Below are 23581 nucleotides of genomic sequence, written 5' to 3'. Positions count from 1 at the left end.
AGGCTGCGTTTTGGGGCTCTTTTCGGGAAAACAGCCTTTAAACGGAATTCCTTTAGTGAACTCTTACTGCGCAATACGCCCTATTTGGTTATCTCGTTTCTGGGCTGTTTTCGCGAAAGTAGCCGTAAAACGAGGCCAGATTTCTTAGTTCTGGCTAAAACCGGCTTTTCGTCTGAACGTGAAGAACGTGAAAGGATAGGCATGTTTCTCATCGGGTAAATGTTCCTCCTGGTCGGTCACTTCCCAGGCATCAGCTTCCAAATCAGGGAAAAGGACGTCTCCTTCAAAAGATTCGTGCACCAAGGTAAGATACACCACTTCGGCCAGGGGCAGGGCTTGCCGGTAGATTTCGCCGCCGCCTACGACCATCACGTGTTCGTCCAGCGCGAGGCCGTACTCTAACGCTTTTTCCAGAGAGGAAGTGACAATACAGCCTTCCGGAGCCGAATAGTTTTGTTGATGCGTGACGATGATGGAGGTGCGGCCGGGCAAGGGTTTACCAATGGCTTCAAACGTTTTTCGGCCCATGACCACGGGGTGGCCCAGGGTTAGTTTCTTGAAATGTTGGAGGTCTTTGGGCAAGTGCCAGATGAGTTGGTTGTCTTTCCCAATAACTCTGTTCTCGGCAATGGCGACTACTAAGGCGATCATACGGCGTGCTGAAAAGTGAATCCCCGCAAAAAGTCCTGAACCTTCATCCGCTTTTTGCCTTCCATCTGTAGTTCTTCTATTGCATACACAGTTCCCTCGCCACATTGAATGTGCAGATAGGTTTTCCCGTCGGTGGTGTAGGAACCGGGTGCCGTTTCAGCGGTATTTTCCAGAATTCGGCCCGAAAACACTTTGAATTGCTTTTCCTCCAGAATAGTCCAGGCGGCCGGGTAGGGTGACAAACCTCTGATGAAGTTATGAATCTGCTGTGCGGGTTGCTGCCAATCTATCTGGCAGGTCTGTTTGAAAATCTTGGGGGCCAGGCGCAAGGGTTCTTCGGGTTGGGGCTGGGGGTAAGTCTGCACACGTTCTTCCACAATGGCAGTTACGGTTTCCAGCAGGAGGTCGGCGCCGGCATGCTTCAGCTTTTCGTACAGCGTCCCGAAGTCGTCTTCCGGAGCAATGGCTACTTTTTTCTGGAGGATGATGTCGCCGGTGTCAATCTCGTGTTGCAGGAAAAAAGAGGTGACGCCGGTTTCCTGGTCGCCGTGAATAAGCGCCCAGTTGATGGGGGCTGCCCCGCGGTAATGCGGCAGCAGGGAAGCGTGGATGTTGAGCGAGCCCAAAGGAGGCATGTTCCACACGGCTTCGGGTAGCATTCTAAAGGCGACAATCACCTGTAGGCTGGCTTGGTAACTTCTCAGTTCTTCCTGAAAGGCTGGATCTTTGAGGTTGGTGGGCTGCAGCACGGGTAAGTTGTGCTGCAAGGCCGCTTCCTTCACTGGGGAATATACCAGTTTGAGGCCTCGGCCGGCGGGTTTGTCTGGGGCGGTAATCACGGCCACCACGTTCCAGTTGTGTTCTACTAAGGCCTGAAGGGCGGGCACCGCAAAGTCTGGGGTGCCCATAAAGATAATCCGGAGGTCTTCTTTCCGCATGGTTTATTCAAAGTCTGGGTAAAGCAGGTACTGCTTGCGCATTTTTTTGTAGGCCTCCAGGGCTGGTTTCCACGAGGCCCGTATTTCTTTCTCGCTCAGGCCCGCCATCACCTGCTTTTGCAGTTCATCGGTACCGGCCAAGCTTTTGAAGAAGTTGTTGAAGAACTTCTCTTTCTGCCCAGATTTTTGATAGAAGTCCAGTAAATAACTCAGGGTAAAGTTCTCCTTCAGTTTCAGGTTGGTCAGGTCTTTTCCGTAGCAAACCTGGTTTTTGTACGGCGGTTCCATAGACATGCCCGGGATAGATACCGGCGTGAAAGCAAAAGATTTATCAGGATAGTAAGGAGCGCCAATCACCTGGAACGGCGTGTGCGTGCCGCGGCCCTGGCTCACCGTGGTTCCTTCAAACAGGCATAGAAACGGATACAGCCTGATGGACTGATCATTGGGCAGGTTAGGCGATGGTTTGATGGGCAAAGAATAGAACATCTTGTGGTTGTAATTCTTCACCGGAATGGTCTTTACTTCGGCCTGCACTCCGTTTTTGAGCCATTTTTGGCCGTTTATCATCAAAGCGTACTCGCCCAGCGTTAATCCGTGCGCAATGGGAATGGTGTTCATGCCCACAAAGGATTTGAACTGTGGTTTCAGCACCGGGCCGTCAATCAGATAGCCTATTGGGTTGGGTCGATCCAGCAGCAGCATGGGTTTGTTCTGCTCGGCGCAGGCTTCCATCACGTAATGCATGGTGCTGCTGTAGGTGTAGAACCGCACGCCCACATCCTGGATATCGAACAAGAGGACATCCACGTTTTTCAGCTGCTCCGCCGAGGGTTTTTTATTGCTGCCATACAAGGAAAGGATGGGCAGGCCAGTTTTGGAATCGGTGGAGTTGCTGATGTGGGCTCCGGCATCGGCGTCGCCTCTGAAACCGTGCTCGGGCGCGAAGATCATCGTAATCTTCACGCCTCGGCTTAGAAGCGTATCCACTAGGTGGGTCTTGCCGATGGTGGAGGTCTGGTTGACCACCATTCCCACGCGCTTGCCTTGTAAGTAAGGCAGATATAACTCTGTCTGTTGCGCGCCCGTTAGCAGAGGAGCCTGTTGGGGCGTACGCTCAGGAGCATTGGCGGTTATGGAACCGGTGCTGACGGCCGGGCTTGCCGGTGGTACAGATTCTGTTTGGGGGCTGCTGGCCAGCGTGGCGCAAAGCACTGCCGTACGAAGGACGATTGTAAGCATAGGTTTAAGTTTAAGAACAGATAGCTATCTTTAAGCACAAAATAGACGAAGTGAATCTTTCCCGATACATTGCCAGCCGTTTGTCTGGCGCCCGTTCAGACTCTTTTACCGCCTCGGTCACAAAAATAGCAAAGTTCAGCGTAGGACTGGGCATTGCCATCATGATTGTGTCCTTCGCCATTCTGGAAGGCTTCCGCTACGAGATTCAGGAAAAGATTTTCAGTTTTGGCGGACACCTGCAAATTAGCAAATTTGACACCAACAATTCGTTTGAGGGGTACCCCATGGGCACCTCCACCGGCCTGGGTGATTACAAGAACATACCCGGCGTAGCGCACCTGCAACCCTTCGCGCGTAAAACGGCTATTATCAAGACCGAGGATGAAGTATTGGGCGTGGTGCTGAAAGGGGTGGACACGACCTATGATTTTAGAGGGATGAAGGCCAACCTGGTCTCGGGTTCCGTGATGGAGTTCAATGATACCGCCGCTTCCAACCAAATCATGATGAGCCAGCTCATGGCTGATAAACTTCGCCTGAAAGTAGGGGAGAAGGTGTTGTTCTATTTCATTCAGAACCCGCCGCGCATGCGCCGCTTTGAGGTGAAAGGCATTTTTAAAACCGGTCTGGAGGAGTTCGATAACGTGTACGTGTTGGGAGATTTACAGCAAATACGTGACCTGAACCAATGGCCCGATACGCTGGTGGGCGGCTATGAAATCCTGCTCAGTGATTTCACCCAGATTGACACGGTCACCAGTCAGGTTTTTGACAAGATGAACTACGATTTACAGTTGGAGAAGATCACCGATACGTACGCGCAACTCTTCGACTGGCTGGAATTGCTCAAGCGCAACGTCATCATCTTCCTGGTCTTAATTGTGTTTGTGGCTACCTTCAACATGGTTTCCACGCTGTTTATCATGATTCTGGAGCGAACCAACATGATTGGCGCGCTAAAAGCCATGGGAGCCACCAACGGACAGATAAGGGGTATTTTCCTGCACCGCGGCCTGCGCCTCACCATCTGGGGACTCATTGGCGGAAACCTGCTGGCCCTGTTTTTCTGCGGCGTGCAAGATTACTTCCACCTCATTCCGCTAGACCCCGAGAATTACTACATGGATACGGTGCCCATCCATTGGGATTGGCGCATTTGGGTGGGCATCAACGGCATCACGTTTATTTTAACCATGTTGTCCATCCTGCTGCCCACGCTACTCATCGCCCGCATTCATCCGGTAAAAGCCATCAAGTTTGACTAACCCAATCGCCCTGTTTTAGGCCTGTTTTCTTGAAAACAGGCCTAAAACAGGGCGATTGGGTTAAAAGTATATTTCCTGATTTGTCTTCAATCTGAGTGAGAATACAGCTTTATCTTTAGTCCACTGCTAAGTTCTGAGGTTTATCTGAAAGCAATTCCTTCCTGGTCAAAAGCCTCTTTCACCTTCTCATTCAAAGACTCAGACACCTGCTGAAAACGGTAATCGCTGCGTTGCACCCACACTTTCACCGACAACGTCATGGTCTGGCCAGCCAGTTTTTCTACCCCAATAGATGGTTCAGGGTCTTTCAAAATGCGGTTATCAGTAGAAATGATGCGCTCTAGTATTTGTCTGACTTTCGAAAGCGGAACCGCTGAATCTATGGTGTAAGAAACATCAAGGCGCCGGTGGCTCTCTACATCATAGTTCACCACCACTGCCGAGGCCAGCGGCCCATTAGGAAGGTAAATAGTTTTGTGGTCTTCGGTAGTGATAACGGTATTGAAGATATTGATGATGGAGACCGTTCCTTTCTGGCCCTGTGCCTCAATAAAATCCCCCACCCTAAAAGGCTTGATGGCCAGAATCAGCACTCCTCCCGCGAAATTGGACAAGCTCCCCTGCAATGCTAAGCCCACCGCCAAACCCGCAGAGCCCAGTAATGCCACAAACGACGTGATTTCCAAGCCTACCTGGGCTATCACAATCATGATGAGCATCACCAACAGCACAATGTTCAGAATGTTCTTCAGGAACGGCCGCAAAGACGGGTCTACGTTTTTGCGGGTCATTAGTCTGTACGAGTACTCTGTGATGCGGCGTATTAGCCAAAGGCCAATCAGTAAGATAAAAATGGCTACTAAAATTTTGATGCCATACAGCACCGCAAAGTCTTGTATCTTGATTAAGAAGCGTTCTGAGTCAAACATAAGGTGAAGTTGAGCTTAATTGAACGGGGTACTATCCCACTATTAGCAATAGTAATTGTTTTTTATAAAGGCCATGCGCTAAGGCGATTATATATAAAAGTGTTATTGGCTTCTGAACCCTTTGTAAGAGAGAGTATCTATGTTCTGCAGCTAGGTAGGAATGAATAGAGATCAAAAACAAAAAAGTGGCAGGGGTTAGAAGCCTAAAATCGAACATGTCAAACTTCATGAAGAAACGTAAGATCACCATGGTGAGCCAATAACAGGCCCCCACAAATGCTATAGTCATGGGTAAGGAGTCTTTTGCCGTTGGGGCCAGTAATTCCCTCCAGCCCACTACTTTTTTTATTCGGTGCAGAGCACCAAACATCACTATTATTTGGACTAGTAGAAAACCTATAGCTACTATGTCTACTTTGTTAAAAGTTAACTTTCTAATTAGTAAGACCTCGTTCAGCTGGGTTTGAAATAAGTTCTTAAGTAAGTAGAAGAAGGGCTCGTCAGCAGGAATCCTGGTGGTGCCAGAATAATAACCTGTATGCTGACGTACAAACCAGAAATAGCAAATAATAAAACCAATTACCCCTACCGCAATTCCTATTAGAAGGGCTACTTCTTTCCACTTTCTTTTCCATAAAAAGTAAAAACCAAAAAGGGACAGTACACCTAAAAGGAAACCTCCAAAATAGCGGTACAAAAATGCTCCTAAAATGGAAAATAGAAGCTGAAATGCCCATTCAGTTCTTTCCTGCGGTTTGAAAATAAAATGGTGTAAGGCTATTGAATACCACAGCATAATTACCATAAACCCGGGCTCAGACCAAGTATAGGAGAAGATGTCCAGAATGGAATGCATGCAAAATACTAAGCCAATCCAAAAAGCATTTTCAGGATACAGCTTTCGTAAAAGTAAGAAAGTGAAGGCGATCCAGAGAAGATTGACCAGCTTTGAATTCCATAGTATTGAGAAAGGAGAAAGATGAGAAACGGTTGCTATAGAGAAGGGATAGCCTAAAGGCCAAATAGTAAAAGTGTTTGTACTACCTTTGATATTGTATTGCAAGTTTCCATTTTCTAAAAGCCCTTGGGCCGCATTCATGTAATGAATAGAGTCTGGAGTAGTAAAACCATCCTTTTCTAAGCCAACTCGCACTAAGATAACTAAAGAAATAGCCACAAAGAGGATCAACAACCTTATACTCTCACGCATACCACACTATATTTTAAAGTACTTAGGATTCACTTATGTTACAAGGAATTCATGCCTACCCCAAATGCCGTGACCGCAAAATCAAATTAGGATCTAGGCAAATCTGGCGGTAATACGCCTCCTCAGAAGGGGCGCAAACTCCCGGGAAATCCCCGCTTTTGCCCAGCAGATTGGTCATGAGTTGGAAGTGCAGGTGCGGGGGCCAGTCTCCGTTTTCTGGGTAGGGGCCCATGGTGGCTACCTGTTCTCCGGCAGAGATTGGTTTGCCCACAAATAAACCGTTCAAGGAAGTGCGGCTCAGGTGGCCGTATAAAGTAAAGAAAAGGACTCCCTCTACTTCGTGCTCTAAAATGATGGTAGGCCCGTAATCGCCAAAATTGGCATTGTCCTGAAAACTGTGTACGGTACCTGCTACCGGTGCGTAGATAGGAATACCAGCCGGGGCCCAGATATCTACTCCCAAGTGGACAGACCTGGACTCAGCAGAACCGTCAAAGTGCTCACTGCGGCGGTAGATGACGCGGTTCTCAAAGTAACCACCCACGCCAACAGTCGCTTCTTTCTGGCGAAGCATCTCTAACACAAATTGTTCAAAAGAAGCGGTGTCCCGCAGGTTGGTCTGGAGCAGGGCAGAATTAGAAGAGGTAAAATCCAGGCGAGCCACGTCCTCAGCGTTAAGGTCATGGTCTATAATGGGGGCGAAGGAAGAAGCGGGGGCAGTCAGGAGCTGGATCAGTTTGGACGCATTTTCCATAAAAGGGCTCAAAAACGTAAACGAAGAAAAAGGGAAAGATACAGGAAAAACAAACGTACGGATGCTTTTTTTAGGCTAAGTTCGGGTTGGTTTCTGAAATGTTGTAACTTTCCTCCCATATTAAAAGTTAGTCAACCCGAATCACCTTCGTTTTTCGTATAAAAACTATGAGCAACGCGTATTACAACATGAAAGTGGTGGCCATCACGCAAGAGACGTCAGACGCCATCACCCTTCATCTAGACCATCCAGACAAAAAGAATATTCCTTACATCCCGGGTCAGTTCCTGACGTTGATCGTGCCCGTGAACGGGATTAAAGTGCGCAGATCGTATTCATTGTGCAGCACTCCAGAGGAACCCTATTTCTCGGTGACCGTGAAGCGGGTAGAAGGCGGCCTGATGTCCAACTTCCTGGCCGATAATGCCCAGGTAGGCCAGACCATTGAAGTGATGGCACCCTTGGGCAATTTCGTGCTGAAGCCCGAGCCTGCGCAGAAACGCCACATCTACCTGTTTGGCGGCGGTAGCGGCATCACGCCGCTCTTGTCCATGCTCAAAAGCACCTTGAAATATGAGCCGCAAAGCCGGGTGACGCTTGTTTACGGAAACCGGAACGTAGAATCCGTGATTTTCAAAGACCAACTCACGCAACTAGAGCAGCAACATCCGCAGCAACTGAAAGTGGTGCACGTGTTCAACGAGGCCCTGGTAGACGCCACTGAAAAGCAAGACCACATAGGTCTGCTAGATCGTTCTATGGTGCTGCGCCTGTTAGACGACCTTAAAATGCCCGGCTACCAGCAGGAGAGTTTTTACATGTGCGGCCCCGAAGGCATGATGAACGAAGTGAAGGAAGCCCTGCACTTCCAAGGCGTACCGGCTAACCAGGTCTACAAAGAAAGTTTCACCGCCCCAACCTCATCAGAAGAGCACGGCGCTGATGTAAGCGCCGCCCCAGAGTCTGACGAGATCATCACCCGCACGGTCACCATTCGGTATGAAGGCGAGGAGTACCAGGTAGAGGTGAAACCCACCGAAACCATTCTGGAAGCCGGTTTAAGGGCCGATATAGACTTGCCCTATTCCTGCCAGGCCGGTTTGTGTACCGCCTGCATGGGTAAATGCGTAAGCGGCCGCGTGCATTTAGATGAGCGCGAAGGCTTGTCAGACGCCGAGATTGCCCACGGGTACGTGTTGAATTGCGTTGGCCATCCGCTCACCGCCGATGTTGTGATTGAGATTGGTTAATCGTTTTTGCCCTACTTTATGGAAAACACCTCCAAAACGTTCGCATTGCCGGAACGCAAAACCCGCCAGTACATCCCCGCCGATTTTGAGGTAAGGGATTGGGGGGCGCTGGAGACCTACTTTGAGGAACTGAAAAACCGCGAGCTTCACTCGCAGGCTGACCTGGAGAAATGGATCGCTGACCGCAGCGAACTGGAGAGCGTGCTCTCTGAGAACCTGGCGTGGCGCTACATCAAGATGACCTGTGACACCCAAGACGAGGCCCATACGGAAGCGTTTCAGTTCTTCGTGACCGAGATTGAGCCCCAAGCCTCTCCCTATGACGATGCCTTCAACCGCAAGTTGGTAGAGTCGCCGTACATTGACGGATTGGACGAGGAGAAATACCGCATTTACCTGCGGGGCGTGCGCCGGGCCATAGAGCTGTTTAGGGAGGAGAATATTCCGCTACAGACCGAGATCAGCACCAAACAGCAACAGTACGGGGCCATTGCCGGGGCCATGATGGTAACACTGGATGGCGAGGAAATGACCCTGCAACGCGCCGCCGACCGCCTGAAGCAAACAGACCGTGCCGTGCGCGAAGAAGCGTACCTGGCTATCCAGACCCGGAGGCTGGAAGACAAAGAAAAGCTGGATGATCTGTTTACCGAACTGGTGCAACTGCGCCACCAGGTAGCAGTGAACGCCGGTTTTGACAACTTCCGAGACTACATGTTTGCTGCCCTCGGCCGGTTTGACTACGGCCCAGAAGATACGTTTTCGTTCCACCAGGCTATAAAAGAGAAAGTAGTACCGGTCACGCGTGAGATAGAGCACAAGCACAAAGAGCTCTTAGGCGTAGACCCGTTGAGACCCTGGGACATGGACGTAGACCCTAGCCAGTTGCCCCCGCTGGAACCGTTCCAAACCGGAGACGAGCTGCTTTCCCAAACCATAAACTGCTTATACCGCCTGGATTCCTTCTTAGGCGATTGCCTGGTGACCATGCGCGAGATGGGTCATCTGGACCTGGAATCCCGCAAGGGCAAAGCGCCGGGAGGGTATAATTATCCGCTGGATGAGATTGGCGTGCCGTTCATCTTCATGAATGCGACCTCCTCGCTCCGCGATGTGGTGACCTTACTGCACGAAGGAGGCCACGCCGTCCATTCCTTCCTAACCCGTGACCTGCCCCTGAACGCCGCCAAGCATCCGCCGTCTGAGGTGGCTGAGTTGGCCTCTATGTCCATGGAATTACTCACCCTAGACCACTGGGACATTTTCTTCCCGAACCAGGATGATCTGGTACGCGCCAAACGCCAGCACCTGGAAGGCGTGCTAGAGACGTTCCCGTGGGTAGCCACCATTGATAAATTCCAGCACTGGGTGTACGAAAACCCCAACCACAGCGTAGAAGAGCGGCATCAGAATTGGGTGCGCATCTTTGAGGAGTTCAACCTGCAGAAAGTGGATTGGAGCGGTTTAGAGCACATCAAACCATTTATCTGGCAAAAACAACTGCACCTTTACGAAGTGCCGTTCTATTACATAGAGTATGCCATGGCCCAGTTAGGGGCCGTTGCCGTCTGGAAACGCTACAAAACCGAGCCGAAAGCCGCCCTGGAGGGCTACAAAAAAGCCCTCAGCTTGGGCTATACCGCTACCATCGGCGAAATATACGCCGCCGCCGGTATCCGCTTTGACTTCTCCAGTGACTATATTCAGACCTTGGTGGATTTCGTGAAAGATGAGTTGGCACAGTTAGGGTAAGTAGCCCTGGTTTCACCCGGAATTTCCCAAATGAGCCTAAAAACGGAAAAGCCTCAGAAGATAACGCTGAGGCTTTTCCGTTTCTAGGCTCCTTTTATGTAATACCCTTATTGGTTCCTTTCTGCGCTTTGGCTTCTGGCTAGGATTGGCTTCTTTGGAGATATTGGCAGGTGCACGCAATACGCTGTTCCCTTGGCTTGTCCGCTCCCTGCGTGGGTGCAAGTACTGGATTGTTTCATCTGTTCCGCTAAGCGCTCATGGCCGCGAGGCCCCGTCTTCCCCTCTCGCACTGCCCTTTCGGCCTGTACTGTCTGTCTCTCTTAGCTGATGTTCATTCAGGGCCAAAAGCGAGGCACGCTCGGGGAAGACTGGAATTGGGGAATGTAAGTAGCAGCAGGGTGGTTATACCAAATAATATTTACCTGCTACTATTGATTATCTGGCGCAAGCGGACGCTTGCGCCAGGAGGTATGTAACTAGTGATGAAAATACTTTAGATGATTTGGTAGTAGGGGCTGTATTGCCCCTCTTCTCCTGCAAAGGCGTATTTCTCTCCTCTGAGGGATAGGGGTGTTTTGGTACTTCACTGTCTCCTTCCAAGGTGCACCAATCATACAATAGGGGTGTAACCGGAAAAATCAGTTCATCCTAAGCATTAAGAATTCTGGGGATAAACAGTTACTGCGCTTCCTCCTCGTCAGAAGGTTTGGCATCTTTGTCTACCCACTGGAAAAGGGGGGCCGGTTGCAGGGTGTCATAAGGTTTTCCAAGTTTTGGCACCTGTTTCTTATAACGCCGCAGCAGTGTATTCAATTCTTTGGCGGTTTGATCGTAGCGGCCCCGGTAGAAGATGGTTTGCGTCTGATGTTCTGAAATGGATTGGTTCAATGAGTCTACCAGGGCTACGCCGGTAGGGCCGTCTGCCGGTAAAAAGGCACGTAGGGCATTCCAGACCGAATCTTGGGCGGCATCATAGGCATCAATTCGGTCTGAGTCACGGACTGAGTTGCGGTCATACCGAAGTGTTTGCAGACGACGGATGGCCTGTTGTAGGTCGGCGCGCTTCTGGGCTTCTATGGCCCCTGGCGGAATGGCGGCCAGCATTTCTTCCATCTGCTCGGTTTTCATGCTGTCGCTCCGCATCATCACGTTCCATTTACCGGTAAGGGTGTCTGAAAGAACGGTGAGTTTCTGCTTTAACTGTTCATTGGAAATGGGGCGGGCAAGCGGCCCAGACCTGCCAGAATCTTTGGAGCAGCCCGCCAAGCTCATGATCAACGCCACAGATAGTCCAAAGAAGATACTTTTTTTCATGATTTCTGGTGTAATGGAGACAGGCGGGAACCTGTTAGTTGCATGCGCGCCGCCCCTTATCCAAAGGCAGACACCCTGCAAACGTAACAGCTCCCTTTCCCGTTACAACGCGCCAGCACACGTTTGCCATTTCTCCTGTTTTAGAAGAAAAAGCAGGTAGTTTTAGCAGCGTTCCCCAAAAAACGCCCAAAAAACCGCAAAAGTATAGGGCCTCCCCCAAAGCAGTTGGTTAGAAGTTTTTCAGCCCGTTGAGCAACAGGTTGGAAAGGAACTCCGCAATCTCGTCTGGGCTCATCTTGCCTTCGGGTTTGTACCACATGTGCAGCCAGTTCAGGCTGGAGAGGAGCGTGAGAACCACGAATTTCTCATCAGTCACCTTAAACTCGCCGTTGGCGATGCCTTCCCGTACAATCTCCCGCAGACTTTCTTCGTACTGGAAACGCATGTCATGGAATTTGCTCAGTGAGGGCTCGCTCAGGTGGCGCCACTCGTTCAGGAAAACGCCCGCTGCCTGCGGATTCTTGGTCAATACCCGCACGTGCGCCGCCACGGCCAGGCGTAGTTTTTCGCCGGCGGGCACATCCTGGTTCTTTACCTCGTTGAAGGCAGCATTGAACTCATCGGCCATTTTAAAGCAGACGCGCTGCAGAATATCTTCCTTTGACTTGATGTGCGAATAAAGACTTCCGGCTTCAATCCCCAGTTCCAGCGCAAGATCACGCATGGTGGTGGCGGCGAAGCCCCTGGATTTGAAAAGGGAAGTGGCGACTTGGTCTATCTGTTCTTTACGCGACATTGGGGTGCTGGACATAGAGGTACTGTTTACAATCAAAGCTACTAATGCGAACGCCTGTTAGCAAATTAACTTTGCCGCCTACACCTGCCATCTAACGTGGTGTGAAAGGTGTCGCGGAAAAGCTATCTTTGCGTTTTAGGCAAGTTTTTCTAAAAATAAGACGAAAACGTATATCTCCTATAATTTTAGGGGAAAAACTACCATAAGAAGATTAAAATGTCAGAATATACCTCTTTAGATACTTTGGGCGAGTTTGGTTTGATTCGCCGCCTGCAGGAAAATATAGAAATCAAACAGACCTCAACGGTGGTAGGCATTGGCGATGATGCCGCCGTGCTGGAGCCCGGACAGAAGCAGATTGTGGTCACCTCAGATATGCTGGTGGAGAACGTACACTTTGACCTGACGTTCTGCCCCTTGAAGCACCTGGGCTACAAAGCCGTGGCGGTGAACGTGTCTGATATTGCGGCCATGAACGCCATCCCAACCCAGATTGTGGTGAGCCTGGCCATTGGCGCGCGCTACACCGTAGAGGCCATTGAGGAACTGTACGCCGGTATGCGCCTAGCCTGCGAAAATTACAAAGTGGATCTGGTTGGCGGTGATACTACTGCCTCACGCGGCGGTTTGGTCATCAGTATCACGGCCTTGGGCGAAGTAGAGAAAGGGAAAGCCGTACTCCGCAGCACCGCCCAACTCAATGATCTTATTTGCGTAACCGGAGACTTGGGCGGCGCTTACCTGGGGCTTCAGTTGCTGGAACGCGAGAAACAGGCTTTCCTGGCAGATCCAGAGACCCAGCCCGAGTTGGAAGGCAAAGACTACGTGATTGGCCGCCAACTGAGACCGGAAGCCCGCATGGACGTGATCCATGAGTTGAAAGAGTTGGGCGTTCACCCAACGGCCATGATTGACATCTCTGACGGATTAGGTTCTGAGTTGCTGCACATCTGCTCCCAAAGCCGGGTAGGGGCCGCCATCTACCAGGACAAACTTCCCGCCGACCAGCAGACCTTGGAAACCGCCGAGGAATTCAAACTAGATCCGGTGACCTGTATCTTAAACGGTGGCGAAGACTATGAACTGCTCTTTACCGTGAAAATGGCGGACTTTGATAAAATTAGAAACCACCCAGACATCACCATCATCGGGAACATCACTGATGCCGGGGAAGGAGTTCGTCTGGTAACGCCAAGCGGCAATACGTTTCCTGTCAAAGCACAGGGCTGGAATCATTTCGGTTAATCTGTATGGACTTAAAAAGCAGAAGCGCCCGGCAAGTGTCGGGCGCTTCTGCTTTTTAGGGCTGTTTGATGAAAACGAGCTTTAAACGCCATGATTGCCCCCCACCTTCTAAGCGTCAATTCCTAAGAACGGGGTGACAGACGCTTCCAGCATGGCCACCAGTTCTGCATCCAGGTAAGCGTAGTCATCAGGGATGTCCAGCACTTGTATCTCTTTGTTTCGGGCAGCTGCACCGTATTTTGAAACGAGAATCTGCTTGTGGTTTTTCTCCATCACCAAAATCAGATCGGCCCACGCTAGCAGCTTCGTGGAGATTTTGATGCGGGCGCTGTCTGAAGTGCCTGCCGACCTGAAGTTGTGGCCTGAATATCCCTGGAAGATTTTTTCAGCCGTTGGGCTGCGCCACTGATTTCGGCTGCAAACGAAGAGGATGTTCATGTAAGCGGGTTAATCCTCTGGGTAGGGCACAAACACAAAGTTCATGAAATCGCGGTCAATCACAAAAAGGCAGCAGTATTCGTCGGCATCGCGGTAGGCCTGGTGGAAATCTTCTGCTTTGTCTTCCTGCACCAAATTACGCCCCACAAAATCTTCCAGGTAAGAAGCGTTGATGTTCCAGTCCAGGTCGCGCTCCTCGGCGGCAATGAGGAGGCCGCCTATCTGGGTGACTTCCTTGGAGAACACGAAGATGGGGTACTTGGAAATGTCCCGCTTCCGGATGAGGTAAGAAGCTTCTTTTAGCGTGTCAGACACCTGCACAAAGTCTTTGGTGATGGTGCCCAAATATTTACCGTTCAGTTCTGGATCGTTTTGCATAAAGTATCAGGTAGTGCGTATCAGGTAGCACGTGCAAATTTCAAAAATTGATGCGTTTTAACCCTGTTTTTTGAAAATCAGGCCTAAACCGCATCAAGCCAAGCTCCCCTTCCACGGGAGAGTAGTTAGGCGGTGAGGTCTTTATTTCAACGTAAGCAGCGCCACGCTTTCTACGTGGTAGGTTTGCGGGAACATATCTACCGGTTGGATCTTCACCACATCATACAATTCTGAAAGCATCTCCAGGTCACGGGCTTGGGTAGACGGGTTGCAGCTTACGTAGACAATGCGGTTGGCTTTCACCTCCAGCAGTTTCTTCACCACATCTGGGTGCATCCCGGCGCGGGGCGGATCTGTGATGATCACATCAGGGCGGCCATGTTGGGCGAAAAGCTCATGGGTGAGCACGTCTTTCATGTCGCCGGCGTAGAAGTGCGTGTTGGAGATGTCGTTGATCTGCGAGTTGATTTTGGCGTCTTCTATGGCACTGGCCACGTACTCAATGCCCACCACCTGCGCCGCAGACCGCGCCACGAAGTTGGCAATGGTGCCCGCCCCGGTGTACAGGTCATAGACCGTCTCGGTGCCGTTTAGCAACGCGAATTCCCGCGTCAGTTTGTACAGATTATAGGCTTGCTCTGAATTGGTCTGGTAAAAAGACTTCGGCCCTACCCTGAAACGCAGGCCTTCCATCTGTTCATGAATGTACGGCTCGCCGTGGTAGCACACCACCTCCAGGTCATGGAACGTCTCGTTGCCTTTGCTGTTGACCACGTACTGCAGCGAGGTAATCTGCGGGAATTCCTGCAACAGATAATCCAGCAAAGGCTGAAGCCATTCCAACCTGTCCTGGAAGACTTGTACAATCACCATCAGGTCGCCGGTGTTGGCGGTTCTAATGATGAGGTTGCGTAAAAAGCCCTCTTGCTTCACTAAGTCAAAAAACGGGAGGTTGTGCTCCAGCGCGTACTGTTTCACGGCCAGCCTGATCTCATTGGACGGGGCTGGCTGCAGGTAACAGTGCCGCAGGTCTACAATCTTATCGAAACGCAACGGAATATGGAAGCCCAGGGCCCGTCTGTCCAGCTCTTCGCCGCTGTCAATCTGTTCTTTGGTAAGCCACGCGTTGTCTGAAAAAGTGAATTCCAGCTTGTTGCGGTAGAAACTCACCCGCTTAGACGGCAGAATAGGGAGCATCTCATGGCCTTTGATCCTGCCAATGCGCTCTATGTTGTCGTTTACCTGTTTCTGCTTAAAGAACAGCTGGGTGTCATACGGAATGTGCTGCCATTTGCAGCCACCGCACACGCCAAAATGCTCGCAGAAAGGCTGTGTCCGGAGGTCTGAATACGCATGGAAATGGACGGGAACGCCTTCCAGAAAGTTCTTTTTCTCCTTGGTCACGCGCACGTCCACCACATCGCCGGGTGCTACGTCTGAGATAAAAACCACTAGGTTCTCATACCGGGCCAGGCACTTGCCCTCGGCGGCCATCTCCTCCACCCGCAACTGGGGAAGGATGTTGTATTTGCTTTTTCTTTTCTTGTGTCTTCTCACGATGCCGCAAAATTACAAAGAAAACTCTGCACAGCCGCCTTGTCAATGTAATTGGCGTTTTAGCGGTCTTTTCTAAAAAGCAGCCCTAAAACAGAAACCTACTTTGAACGGGTTTCCGGATGGAGCGATAACCTCTTCAGGCACTGGATTGCGTTACTACGCCCTGTTTTAGGTCTACTTTTAGAAAATTGGGCTTAGAGCTTGTTTACATTTCATCTTTGCGCTGCAAACAATCCTAAAAAGAACCTGCGTTCGCGGTTGAGTCGCACCGTAGCGCTGCTACGCTACTCAAAAAATGCTTCCGCAGAACCTTTCTCTGGCCGTTTTCGCCTGCAAACCTCAAATGTAAACAAGCTCTTAAAGCAACGTATATCAGGTGAAAGCCCGTTCAGGAAAGTTGGATACCGAAACTTCTTGTACTTTTGCCTAGGCAGCGGTGCCGTCAAAAGAAGCAGCAGAACATGAAGAATAAAGTGATCATCATCACCGGTGGTTCCTCCGGAATTGGAAGGGCCTGTGCCCTGGCCTTCGGGAAAGCGGGCGGAAAGGTAGTGATTTCGGCCCGGAATACCCAGAAACTGAACGAAGTAGGGCAGGAGCTGGCTTCCGCCGGAGTGGATTACCTTGCCGTGACCGGCGATGTGAGCATAGAGGCCGATTGCCGCCGGTTGATTGAGGAGACCGTAGCCCGTTACGGCACCATTGACGTGATGCTGAACAATGCCGGTATTAGTATGCGGGCACTTTTTCAGGACGTGGAACTGGACGTGATCCGGCAACTCATGGACATCAACTTCTGGGGAACCGTGTACTGCACCAAATACGCGTTGCCGTACCTTCTTAAAAGCAAGGGGTCGGTGATAGGGGTTTCTTCCATTGCCGGTTACCAGGGGCTGCCGGGCCGTACCGGTTACTCGGCTTCCAAGTTTGCCATGCAGGGTTTCCTGGGAGCTTTGCGCACCGAGACGCTGCACCAAGGGCTTCACGTCATGATCGCCTGCCCCGGGTTTACCGCCTCCAATATCCGGAACACCGCCCTCGCCGCCGATGGCCGCCCACAAGGCGAGTCTCCGCGGGAGGAAGGAAAGATGATGAGTTCTGAACAAGTGGCTGACCTTATCCTGGAAGGTGCCCGCAAACGCCGCCGCGAACTGGTCATGACTGGGCAGGGAAAGCTAACCGTGTTCCTAAGCAAGTGGCTGCCTGGCCTCACCGACAAACTGGTGTACAACCACATGAAGAAAGAACCGGACTCTCCGTTTAAGTAACGGCTGTTCTGTTTTTAAGTAACTGACGTTGCGCCATCGTGCTGGTGGTTCCCGGCGAGTCTGGAGACTCGCTTCATCCTTTGTCACGAGACTGGAGTCTCGCGCCAGTACTATCTACACCTGTGAGGTCTCCAAGACCTTACAGGTTTCCGCGTTTAGAGCCTGTTTTCCGTAAAACAGGCTCTAAACGCGTCAGGGGGGTTGGGGATGAGGCTTTCTACCGAAGGGCAGTAAGCAAGTAAGCAGAGCAAGGAAGGCAGGATTATTTCTGGCTTTATCCTTGGCCCCTGTTTCAAGGCACTTTTCCGGAAAACGGGCCGGAAACGCGTGGGCCGCCTACATTGCCTAGAACAAGTCTTTGCCACTCAAAGGCTGGGGCAGAAGCAATAGATTGTTTTTTCGGATGTAAGCGGTTTGGTCGTTCCACTCAATGCGGTACCAGATGTCCTGTTCGCCCAGAATGTTGACTTTATGGCCTGTGCCCACCGTGGCCACTAACCCTGCGCCGGCCGAGGGTGCCGTCATGATAGGAACGTTGCTGTTTTGGATAATGCCTTGTTGGTCTAAGTTCAGGTAGTTGGCGAAGTAGAAGAGGAAACCCAGGTAAATCAGAAACCCGGCTTTTGCTTGGGTACTAATGGTCTTATGTTTAGACCACCGCATAAGAAGCAGGGTAAGGGAGACGGCGGCCCCCACCAACAGTAGCTCCAAGATCTGGGTATAATATTTATAGAACTGGGTTTTAAAGAAGTTCCAGTCAGTATACTCATAGCCGGAAAGGTGCTGCTGCAGCCCCACTTCTTCCATTTTCCTTAACACAGACCTGCTGGGGTGTTTGCTGTAAAACAGCTGCAGGTAATGCATGGACTGGGTGTATTGCTGCAGGCCTTCATGGATGTAGGCCATTTTCAGAAGCATCTGCGGAGAATAAATGCGCTTCTGCGAAAGCAATTGCTCATAAATTCTCAGCGCCTGGGTGTAGCTGTGCTGGTTGAACAAAGAATCTGCCTGCGCCAGTGCCGCAGTAGGAGATTGAGCCATAACAGGTTGTGTCCAGAAGAAGCAGAGAACACAAAAAAGCAGACAGAATTTGCGGAAAATGTTTGGCATTTACAGAAAGCGATTATACTTTTGCATCGCAAATAAGGGGAACGCCCTTCCAAGCAAAGGTAGTAAAAAGATTCTGTAGCTCAGCTGGTAGAGCAATACACTTTTAATGTATGGGTCCTGGGTTCGAATCCCAGCGGGATCACTTGATCACCAAAGCCTTTCCGGTTAATCCCCGGAAAGGCTTTTTTTACCGCCTTCTCTTAAGTCATGATTCTGTAGCTCAGCTGGTAGAGCAATACACTTTTAATGTATGGGTCCTGGGTTCGAATCCCAGCGGGATCACTTCTGAAGCCTCTTATTCTTGGAATAAGAGGCTTTTTTGTTTAGGCTACTCCAGTACATTGGAAACTCGGCGCGCAGAGAATGTTCAAATATCAGGTTTGCGGGCGAAAATGGCCAGGGCAAGGTTCTGCGGAAGCGTTTTGCGAGCTGCCTGCCAGCGCTACGAAGGTGATAATAGTGCGAACGCAGGTTCTCTCTATGGCCGTTTGCCGCGCAAAAGCCAAAGCTTAAACAGGCTTTAACATAAACTCTACTTTTAGACAGAGATAAGTGAAACCTTTTGTGCCGGTACCGTTTATAAGGGTTCGCCGAAGCCAGGCCCTTTGGGTAGCTTTCAGGAGAGAAGAGGTTAAACTTTGAAGGCGCGGTTGCCCTGGTGCTTGAAGTGCCCCTAACTCTTGAAAAGTCAACTAAAATTCACAATTGAGCTTTGGCGTACTTCCACAAGGAAGGCTTAAGGTAATACTTTAATATAATCTTTGTTGAATTGTTAAAGCTAGCGCGCATTAAAGACGAAAGATCGCAATAATTCAAGGCAAACGAGCAGATAGAAACAAATATTTCAAACTGAAATACAGGGAAGCTTTATATTGGGTGTTATGTTAATATAAATTTTTTAATATTAAAGGCTTGAAATAGCTGAAAAACCATAGCTTTCCTAGTCTTTAATTCAAATTAATATGCAAAAAAATAACAGAACTAATATTTTATTGTATATTTGAACAAGGAATAAATAAATGTGTTGTTTATGAAGTCTGCTCCCATCACCGTAAATGAATCTCGCAGTATGAATGAGTGGCAGGCCCTGCAATTCACAAGTTCTGCTACAGATTCTTGGAATTCTAAGCAATTAGAGGAGGTAGACACCATTTTCGGGATTTCTCCTTCCTTTCTTTCCTTAAATGCCCTGAAGCGATTCTTTAGGGCTATGGTTGATTTAACCAAAGAGCAGGGTATGGCCTTGTTGTCTCTTTCTACAGATAAGCTTTGGAAGAGAAGGATGATAGGGGTGAGTGAGTCAATAGGTTTGGGAGCATCTTTCCAGGATATTTCTACCTCGGTTCATGGTTTTTATGTTTTTAGGGATACTTCTGTAAGAGGTAAGATTGTAAACAAAGAAGCAACCAAAGTGCACGCCACATTAAATATTCCGGCACCTTACTGCCTGCAAAAATACGAAAGCGACAATGCTGTTCCTGTTAGGTCTTTGCCAAAGGCCGTAGACAGGGTGCGGTTGCCCGACACACCAGATGAAAACTTAAGTAATCGGCAACGGGCAGGTGCCTTGAGCGCAGAGGCGAGCTCTTTGCTGGAGGCTGGTTTCTGGGAGTATTCAGTTGAGACGGAGGCGTTCTTCTGCACAGAGTATGTGTATGAACTGCTTGGGATTCCCGCTTCTATCACACTAGAGGACTTTGATTCTTTCATGCCGTTCCTCACCAAAGAAAGCCAGGTAAGATTGGCCCAAGCCTGGGATAACTTGATAATAGATGGGGAAGAACTAAACTGTTTGGTAGAAGTGCCAAGCGGGGATGATTCTTCCTGGCTAAGAGTGAAGGGGAAGGCTGTTGTAAAAAACGCAAAGGTCTCTAAGCTGGTAGGTGCTATCCAGAATGTGACAGAACACGTTGAGAAAGAAAGGGCTCTGATGGCAGAAAAGGTGGTAGCAGAACATGCCACCCAACGCAAGGCGGAGTTTATTTCCTATATGAGTCACGAAATCAGGACTCCTCTCAATGCCATTATGGGATTAACCTATCTTCTGTTGCAGGAGAATGGTTTGAAAGAGGAGCATAAGCAAAACCTGAACTCCATTCATTTCTCTTCTCAGAACTTGCTTGCCTTAATCAACAATACGCTTGATTACTCTAAGATGGAGGCCGGCAAAGTTGAGTTAGAAAAGGTGAACTTCCATTTAAAAGATCTGCTCAAGAACACTCACCAGGCGCTTTGCTTGCGCTCAATGGAAAAGAGAATCAACTTTGACCTTGCCATTGATCCGCGCACGCCCGCCGAAGTAGCCGGTGACCCTGTGAGATTGATGCAGATTCTGAATAACTTGTTAAGTAACGCCATCAAATTCACTGAGCACGGTTCTGTGAAATTAGGGGTAGACGTGGTCTATCAAAACAGCCAGGAATGGGTGTTAGACTTTACCGTCTCAGATACCGGTATTGGTATACCAGTAGACAAGCAAAGCAGTATATTTGAAAGCTTTACCCAGGCAAGCACCTCTACCCACAGACAATACGGTGGTACCGGACTAGGCCTGTCTATCACCAAAAACCTGGTGGATCTTCACAAAGGGGCTATCCAGTTAAAAAGCGTGCCAGGAGAAGGTTCCTCGTTTAGCGTCCGGTTAAGGTTTGTTAAGCCGCAGTCTTCTTTGGTCACCCTTCCCAAGATTGGAGGCAATAAGATCCCATGCACCAAACTGAGGGGAGTAAAGATTCTGGTGGTGGATGACAATGACATAAACAAGACCGTGGCCACAAAGCTCCTTACCAACTGGCACGCAGAAGTAGAGACTGCAGATGACGGGCTGTCGGCGTTGTCAAAGATAGATTCTACAAAGTATGACCTAGTGCTAATGGATCTGTATATGCCTCATTTAGATGGCTTCCAAACCGTTTCCAGATTGCGTGAAGCCGGGTATAGCTTGCCCGTAATTGCGTTGACGGCCAATGCCAGTGAAGAAGAGCGTAAAAGAATTCTGGAAGCTGGGGTAAATGATTACTTAACAAAGCCCTTTGTTCCCCAAGACCTATTTAACAAGGTACTTCAACACGTAAACTCTAAAAAGGTCCTAGCCAAAACGTAGGGGAGTGTACTGCATTGCACTTCTGCAGAGAGTTGCTTTTCTTGTGAAGCAATCCTGTGCAGAAGTACTGCCCCTACTAGAACGTAGTTAACGTGTACGCTTGTAAATCGATTTCTAACTGTTTTACCTAGAGTGAGGCTTAAACGCGCTGGCGAGAAAGTCATGTTTTGAGCGCTGGCATAATTTGAAGGGATTGCAGGAAATACAATATTTTTAAAATTTCTCTTTGCCTGTACTTCCTGAGCCAAAGCCGATCCTCCAACTTTTTATATAATTTTCTGTCTACTGCTCTAAAGGATTTCATACTCAAGAGTTTATCGGATGAAATGACAACTAGAAGTTGGGGAATCCAGTAAGTATAGTTTCTTTGAACGAATAAACGGATAAATATTCTGCATGCCACTACTGGTAAATAGAGACAGTAACGTGCGGGTACAATTAACTATTGTCCAAATACTTTCTTAAATTGGCGGTAGAAGGTAGTTAATTGCTTTTATCTAATATTTATTTTCGGTTTCCATGTCTAGTTTGCAAAATGACTCTTCTGCAAAAATCTTTGTGCTGGAAGATGATCTTTGGTACTCACAGTTCTTAAGTTACCATCTGTCCACTAACCCAGATCATCAGGTGGAGGTTTTCAACTCCGTAGATGAGTTTTTGGGCCGTTTATCAGAATCTCCCACCATCATCACGCTAGACTATCACTTACCTTCTGTCTCAGGTGAGGAGGTTTTGCGGCAAATCCTGGAAAAGAGCCCCAATTCATACATTATCATCATCTCTGGTCAGGAAGACATCAGAAAGGCCGTAAGTCTCATGAAGATGGGAGCCTATGACTATATTGTCAAAAACGAGGAAACCAAAGACCGGCTTTGGAGCATCGTTGAGAAAATCAAGCATAATAGAACGCTCAAGCAAGAGATAGAGGTACTCCGGAAAGAGGTTAACCAAAAGTATACCTTGGGAAGTGAGTTGGTGGGGTCTTCTGAGCCCATCAAAAAGGTGTACCATTTAGTTGAAAAAGCCGCCGCAAATAACATTAACGTTACGGTTACCGGCGAAACCGGAACAGGGAAAGAACTGATCGCGAAAGCCATTCACCTGAACTCTAAAAGATCAAAGATGCCCTTTGTAGCGGTGAACATTGCTGCGCTGCCCTCTGAGTTGTTGGAAAGTGAACTCTTTGGGCATGAGAAAGGAGCTTTTACCGGTGCCACGGCCCGCAGGGTAGGTAAGTTTGAAGAGGCCAACGGAGGCACCCTCTTCCTGGATGAGATTGGGGAGATGAGTTTTCACCTGCAATCCAAGCTGTTGCGGGTTTTACAGGAAAGGGAGGTAACCCCAGTGGGGTCTAACAAAAGTATTCCCGTAGATGTCAGAATCATTACTGCTACCCACCGGAATTTATTGGACGAAGTAAAGAAAGGTAACTTTAGAGAGGATTTATTCTACCGATTGCTTGGCATCCAGATTCATTTACCGCCACTACGAGAAAGGGGACATGATATCTTGTTGATTGCCAACAGGGTTCTAAAAGACTTCTGCTCCCAGAATGATTTAGAAGAGAAAACGTTTAGTTCTGATGCGCAGAAAAAGCTTTTAAGCCACCAATACCCGGGCAATGTGCGGGAGTTAAAGGCAGTTGTGGAGCTAGCCGCTGTGTTATCTGATTCAAAACTTGTGACAAGTGATGATATTCAACTGCAGAAAACTGTTACGGCAGCCTCTTCAGAAGAAAAAACGCTAGATGAATACATCTATGAGACGGTTCAGAAGTATTTAGATAAGTACAACTATAATGTTGTCTACGTAGCAGAGAAACTCAAAGTAGGGAAATCCACTATTTACAGAATGATTCAAAAAGGAGACGTGCTTGTCCCTGAACAGAAGAAATTCCAGTAAGGCGATAGATGTCAGTGGGGCTTTCTAATCTGCTAAATAAAATGACGGCTCGCTGGTAATAAGGCTTTAAGGTACGTGATATATAACTTCTTTCAAGAGCTTGTTTAAATTTGAGGTTTGCCAGCGAAAATGGCTAGAGAAAGGTTCTGCTAAAGCGTTTTTTGAGCAGCGTAGCAGCGCTACGGTGCGAGGAAAAGGCGAACGCAGGTTCTTTCTATGGCCGTTTGCAGCGCAAAGATGAAATTTAAACTAGCTCTAAGTGGCATTCTCCTAAGCCAAAGGCACTACTTTGCAAACTTGCTTGTGTGTTTTTAAGCTGTTTTTGAGAAAGTAGCCTGAAAATACCTTTATAACGAATGCCATTTGTGCTAGAATTGAATCAAATTATACCATCTGCTTTCATTTCAATGATAAAGTAAAACTTGAGGTATTTTAGAGTTTTCCGTTTTAGATCTGGCGCAAGCGCCTGCTTGTGTATA

19 protein-coding genes and 2 tRNA genes are annotated in these 23581 nt (G+C 49.0%); 9 read left to right on the top strand and 12 right to left on the bottom strand.

Annotation, left to right across the window (positions count from 1 at the left end; translation table 11 throughout):
- Window positions 1-144: 144 nt before the first annotated feature.
- Genes HHO50_RS01025 through HHO50_RS01015 form a run of 3 tightly spaced genes read right to left on the bottom strand, consistent with a single transcriptional unit; the run spans window position 145 to window position 2831 of the window.
- Window positions 145-651, bottom strand: coding sequence for a dihydrofolate reductase (locus HHO50_RS01025; RefSeq protein WP_181304148.1), 507 nt, complete (start codon window positions 649-651; stop codon window positions 145-147).
- A complete protein-coding gene (gene fmt / locus HHO50_RS01020; protein ID WP_181304147.1) occupies window positions 648-1589 on the bottom strand; it encodes a methionyl-tRNA formyltransferase in 942 nt (313 codons plus the stop codon). The genes HHO50_RS01025 and fmt overlap by 4 nt, the downstream gene beginning before the upstream one ends.
- 3 nt (window positions 1590-1592) lie before the next feature.
- On the bottom strand, window positions 1593-2831 hold the full coding sequence (locus HHO50_RS01015; protein WP_181304146.1) for an exo-beta-N-acetylmuramidase NamZ domain-containing protein: 1239 nt from the start codon (window positions 2829-2831) through the stop codon (window positions 1593-1595).
- Between the two features lie 50 nt (window positions 2832-2881).
- On the opposite strand from HHO50_RS01015, the gene HHO50_RS01010 reads away from it, so the two are divergent.
- Window positions 2882-4096 (top strand): FtsX-like permease family protein, encoded by a 1215-nt coding sequence (locus tag HHO50_RS01010; protein ID WP_181304145.1) that lies wholly within the window; start codon window positions 2882-2884, stop codon window positions 4094-4096.
- 140 nt (window positions 4097-4236) lie between these two features.
- Here HHO50_RS01010 and HHO50_RS01005 read toward each other — a convergent pair whose 3' ends face one another.
- The 3 genes from HHO50_RS01005 to HHO50_RS00995 are packed head-to-tail and all read right to left on the bottom strand — an operon-like array spanning window position 4237 to window position 6989.
- Window positions 4237-5025, bottom strand: a complete 789-nt coding sequence (locus HHO50_RS01005) for a mechanosensitive ion channel family protein (protein WP_181304144.1) — start codon at window positions 5023-5025, stop codon at window positions 4237-4239.
- A gap of 31 nt (window positions 5026-5056) precedes the next feature.
- Window positions 5057-6235 carry a hypothetical protein gene (locus HHO50_RS01000; RefSeq protein ID WP_181304143.1) on the bottom strand — a complete coding sequence of 393 codons (1179 nt, stop codon included), beginning with the start codon at window positions 6233-6235 and terminating at the stop codon, window positions 5057-5059.
- A gap of 55 nt (window positions 6236-6290) precedes the next feature.
- On the bottom strand, window positions 6291-6989 hold the full coding sequence (locus HHO50_RS00995) for a peptidoglycan DD-metalloendopeptidase family protein (RefSeq protein WP_181304142.1): 699 nt from the start codon (window positions 6987-6989) through the stop codon (window positions 6291-6293).
- Window positions 6990-7156: 167 nt separating this feature from the next.
- Between HHO50_RS00995 and HHO50_RS00990 the strand changes: the two genes are divergently transcribed.
- Together HHO50_RS00990 and HHO50_RS00985 are read left to right on the top strand one after the other, a co-directional pair.
- Window positions 7157-8239, top strand: coding sequence for a ferredoxin--NADP reductase (locus tag HHO50_RS00990; protein WP_181304141.1), 1083 nt, complete (start codon window positions 7157-7159; stop codon window positions 8237-8239).
- Window positions 8240-8257: 18 nt separating this feature from the next.
- On the top strand, window positions 8258-9991 hold the full coding sequence (locus HHO50_RS00985; protein ID WP_181304140.1) for a M3 family oligoendopeptidase: 1734 nt from the start codon (window positions 8258-8260) through the stop codon (window positions 9989-9991).
- Window positions 9992-10669: 678 nt separating this feature from the next.
- Here HHO50_RS00985 and HHO50_RS00980 read toward each other — a convergent pair.
- Complete coding sequence (locus HHO50_RS00980) at window positions 10670-11305, bottom strand: hypothetical protein (RefSeq protein WP_181304139.1); 636 nt, start codon at window positions 11303-11305, stop codon at window positions 10670-10672.
- 229 nt (window positions 11306-11534) lie between these two features.
- Window positions 11535-12116 carry a TetR/AcrR family transcriptional regulator gene (locus HHO50_RS00975; RefSeq protein WP_255478545.1) on the bottom strand — a complete coding sequence of 194 codons (582 nt, stop codon included), beginning with the start codon at window positions 12114-12116 and terminating at the stop codon, window positions 11535-11537.
- A gap of 201 nt (window positions 12117-12317) precedes the next feature.
- Here HHO50_RS00975 and thiL point away from each other — a divergent pair, with 201 nt between their 5' ends.
- Window positions 12318-13346, top strand: coding sequence for a thiamine-phosphate kinase (thiL, locus tag HHO50_RS00970; protein WP_181304138.1), 1029 nt, complete (start codon window positions 12318-12320; stop codon window positions 13344-13346).
- 108 nt (window positions 13347-13454) lie between these two features.
- Here the strand turns inward: thiL and HHO50_RS00965 are convergent, their stop codons facing one another.
- The 3 genes from HHO50_RS00965 to rlmD form a co-directional block, all read right to left on the bottom strand.
- Complete coding sequence (locus HHO50_RS00965) at window positions 13455-13784, bottom strand: low molecular weight protein tyrosine phosphatase family protein (protein WP_181304137.1); 330 nt, start codon at window positions 13782-13784, stop codon at window positions 13455-13457.
- Between the two features lie 9 nt (window positions 13785-13793).
- On the bottom strand, window positions 13794-14162 hold the full coding sequence (locus HHO50_RS00960) for a hypothetical protein (protein ID WP_181304136.1): 369 nt from the start codon (window positions 14160-14162) through the stop codon (window positions 13794-13796).
- Window positions 14163-14303: 141 nt separating this feature from the next.
- Complete coding sequence (rlmD, locus tag HHO50_RS00955) at window positions 14304-15719, bottom strand: 23S rRNA (uracil(1939)-C(5))-methyltransferase RlmD (protein WP_370457509.1); 1416 nt, start codon at window positions 15717-15719, stop codon at window positions 14304-14306.
- 461 nt (window positions 15720-16180) lie between these two features.
- On the opposite strand from rlmD, the gene HHO50_RS00950 reads away from it, so the two are divergent.
- Window positions 16181-16987 carry an SDR family oxidoreductase gene (locus HHO50_RS00950; protein WP_181304135.1) on the top strand — a complete coding sequence of 269 codons (807 nt, stop codon included), beginning with the start codon at window positions 16181-16183 and terminating at the stop codon, window positions 16985-16987.
- Between the two features lie 345 nt (window positions 16988-17332).
- On the opposite strand, the gene HHO50_RS00945 is transcribed toward HHO50_RS00950, so the two are convergent.
- A complete protein-coding gene (locus HHO50_RS00945) occupies window positions 17333-18028 on the bottom strand; it encodes an SH3 domain-containing protein (protein ID WP_255478544.1) in 696 nt (231 codons plus the stop codon).
- A gap of 138 nt (window positions 18029-18166) precedes the next feature.
- Here HHO50_RS00945 and HHO50_RS00940 point away from each other — a divergent pair.
- The 4 genes from HHO50_RS00940 (at window position 18167) to HHO50_RS00925 (ending at window position 23102) form a co-directional block, all read left to right on the top strand.
- Window positions 18167-18239 (top strand) — tRNA-Lys (locus tag HHO50_RS00940).
- 67 nt (window positions 18240-18306) lie between these two features.
- Window positions 18307-18379 (top strand) — tRNA-Lys (locus HHO50_RS00935).
- A gap of 748 nt (window positions 18380-19127) precedes the next feature.
- Window positions 19128-21200, top strand: a complete 2073-nt coding sequence (locus tag HHO50_RS00930) for a response regulator (protein ID WP_181304133.1) — start codon at window positions 19128-19130, stop codon at window positions 21198-21200.
- Between the two features lie 519 nt (window positions 21201-21719).
- Complete coding sequence (locus HHO50_RS00925) at window positions 21720-23102, top strand: sigma-54 dependent transcriptional regulator (protein ID WP_181304132.1); 1383 nt, start codon at window positions 21720-21722, stop codon at window positions 23100-23102.
- The last annotated feature ends 479 nt before the right edge of the window (window positions 23103-23581 follow it).

Origin of the sequence: Rufibacter sp. XAAS-G3-1, from assembly GCF_013623775.1 — a bacterium.
GTDB lineage: Bacteria > Bacteroidota > Bacteroidia > Cytophagales > Hymenobacteraceae > Nibribacter.
This window is presented reverse-complemented; position numbering and strand designations above follow the sequence as displayed.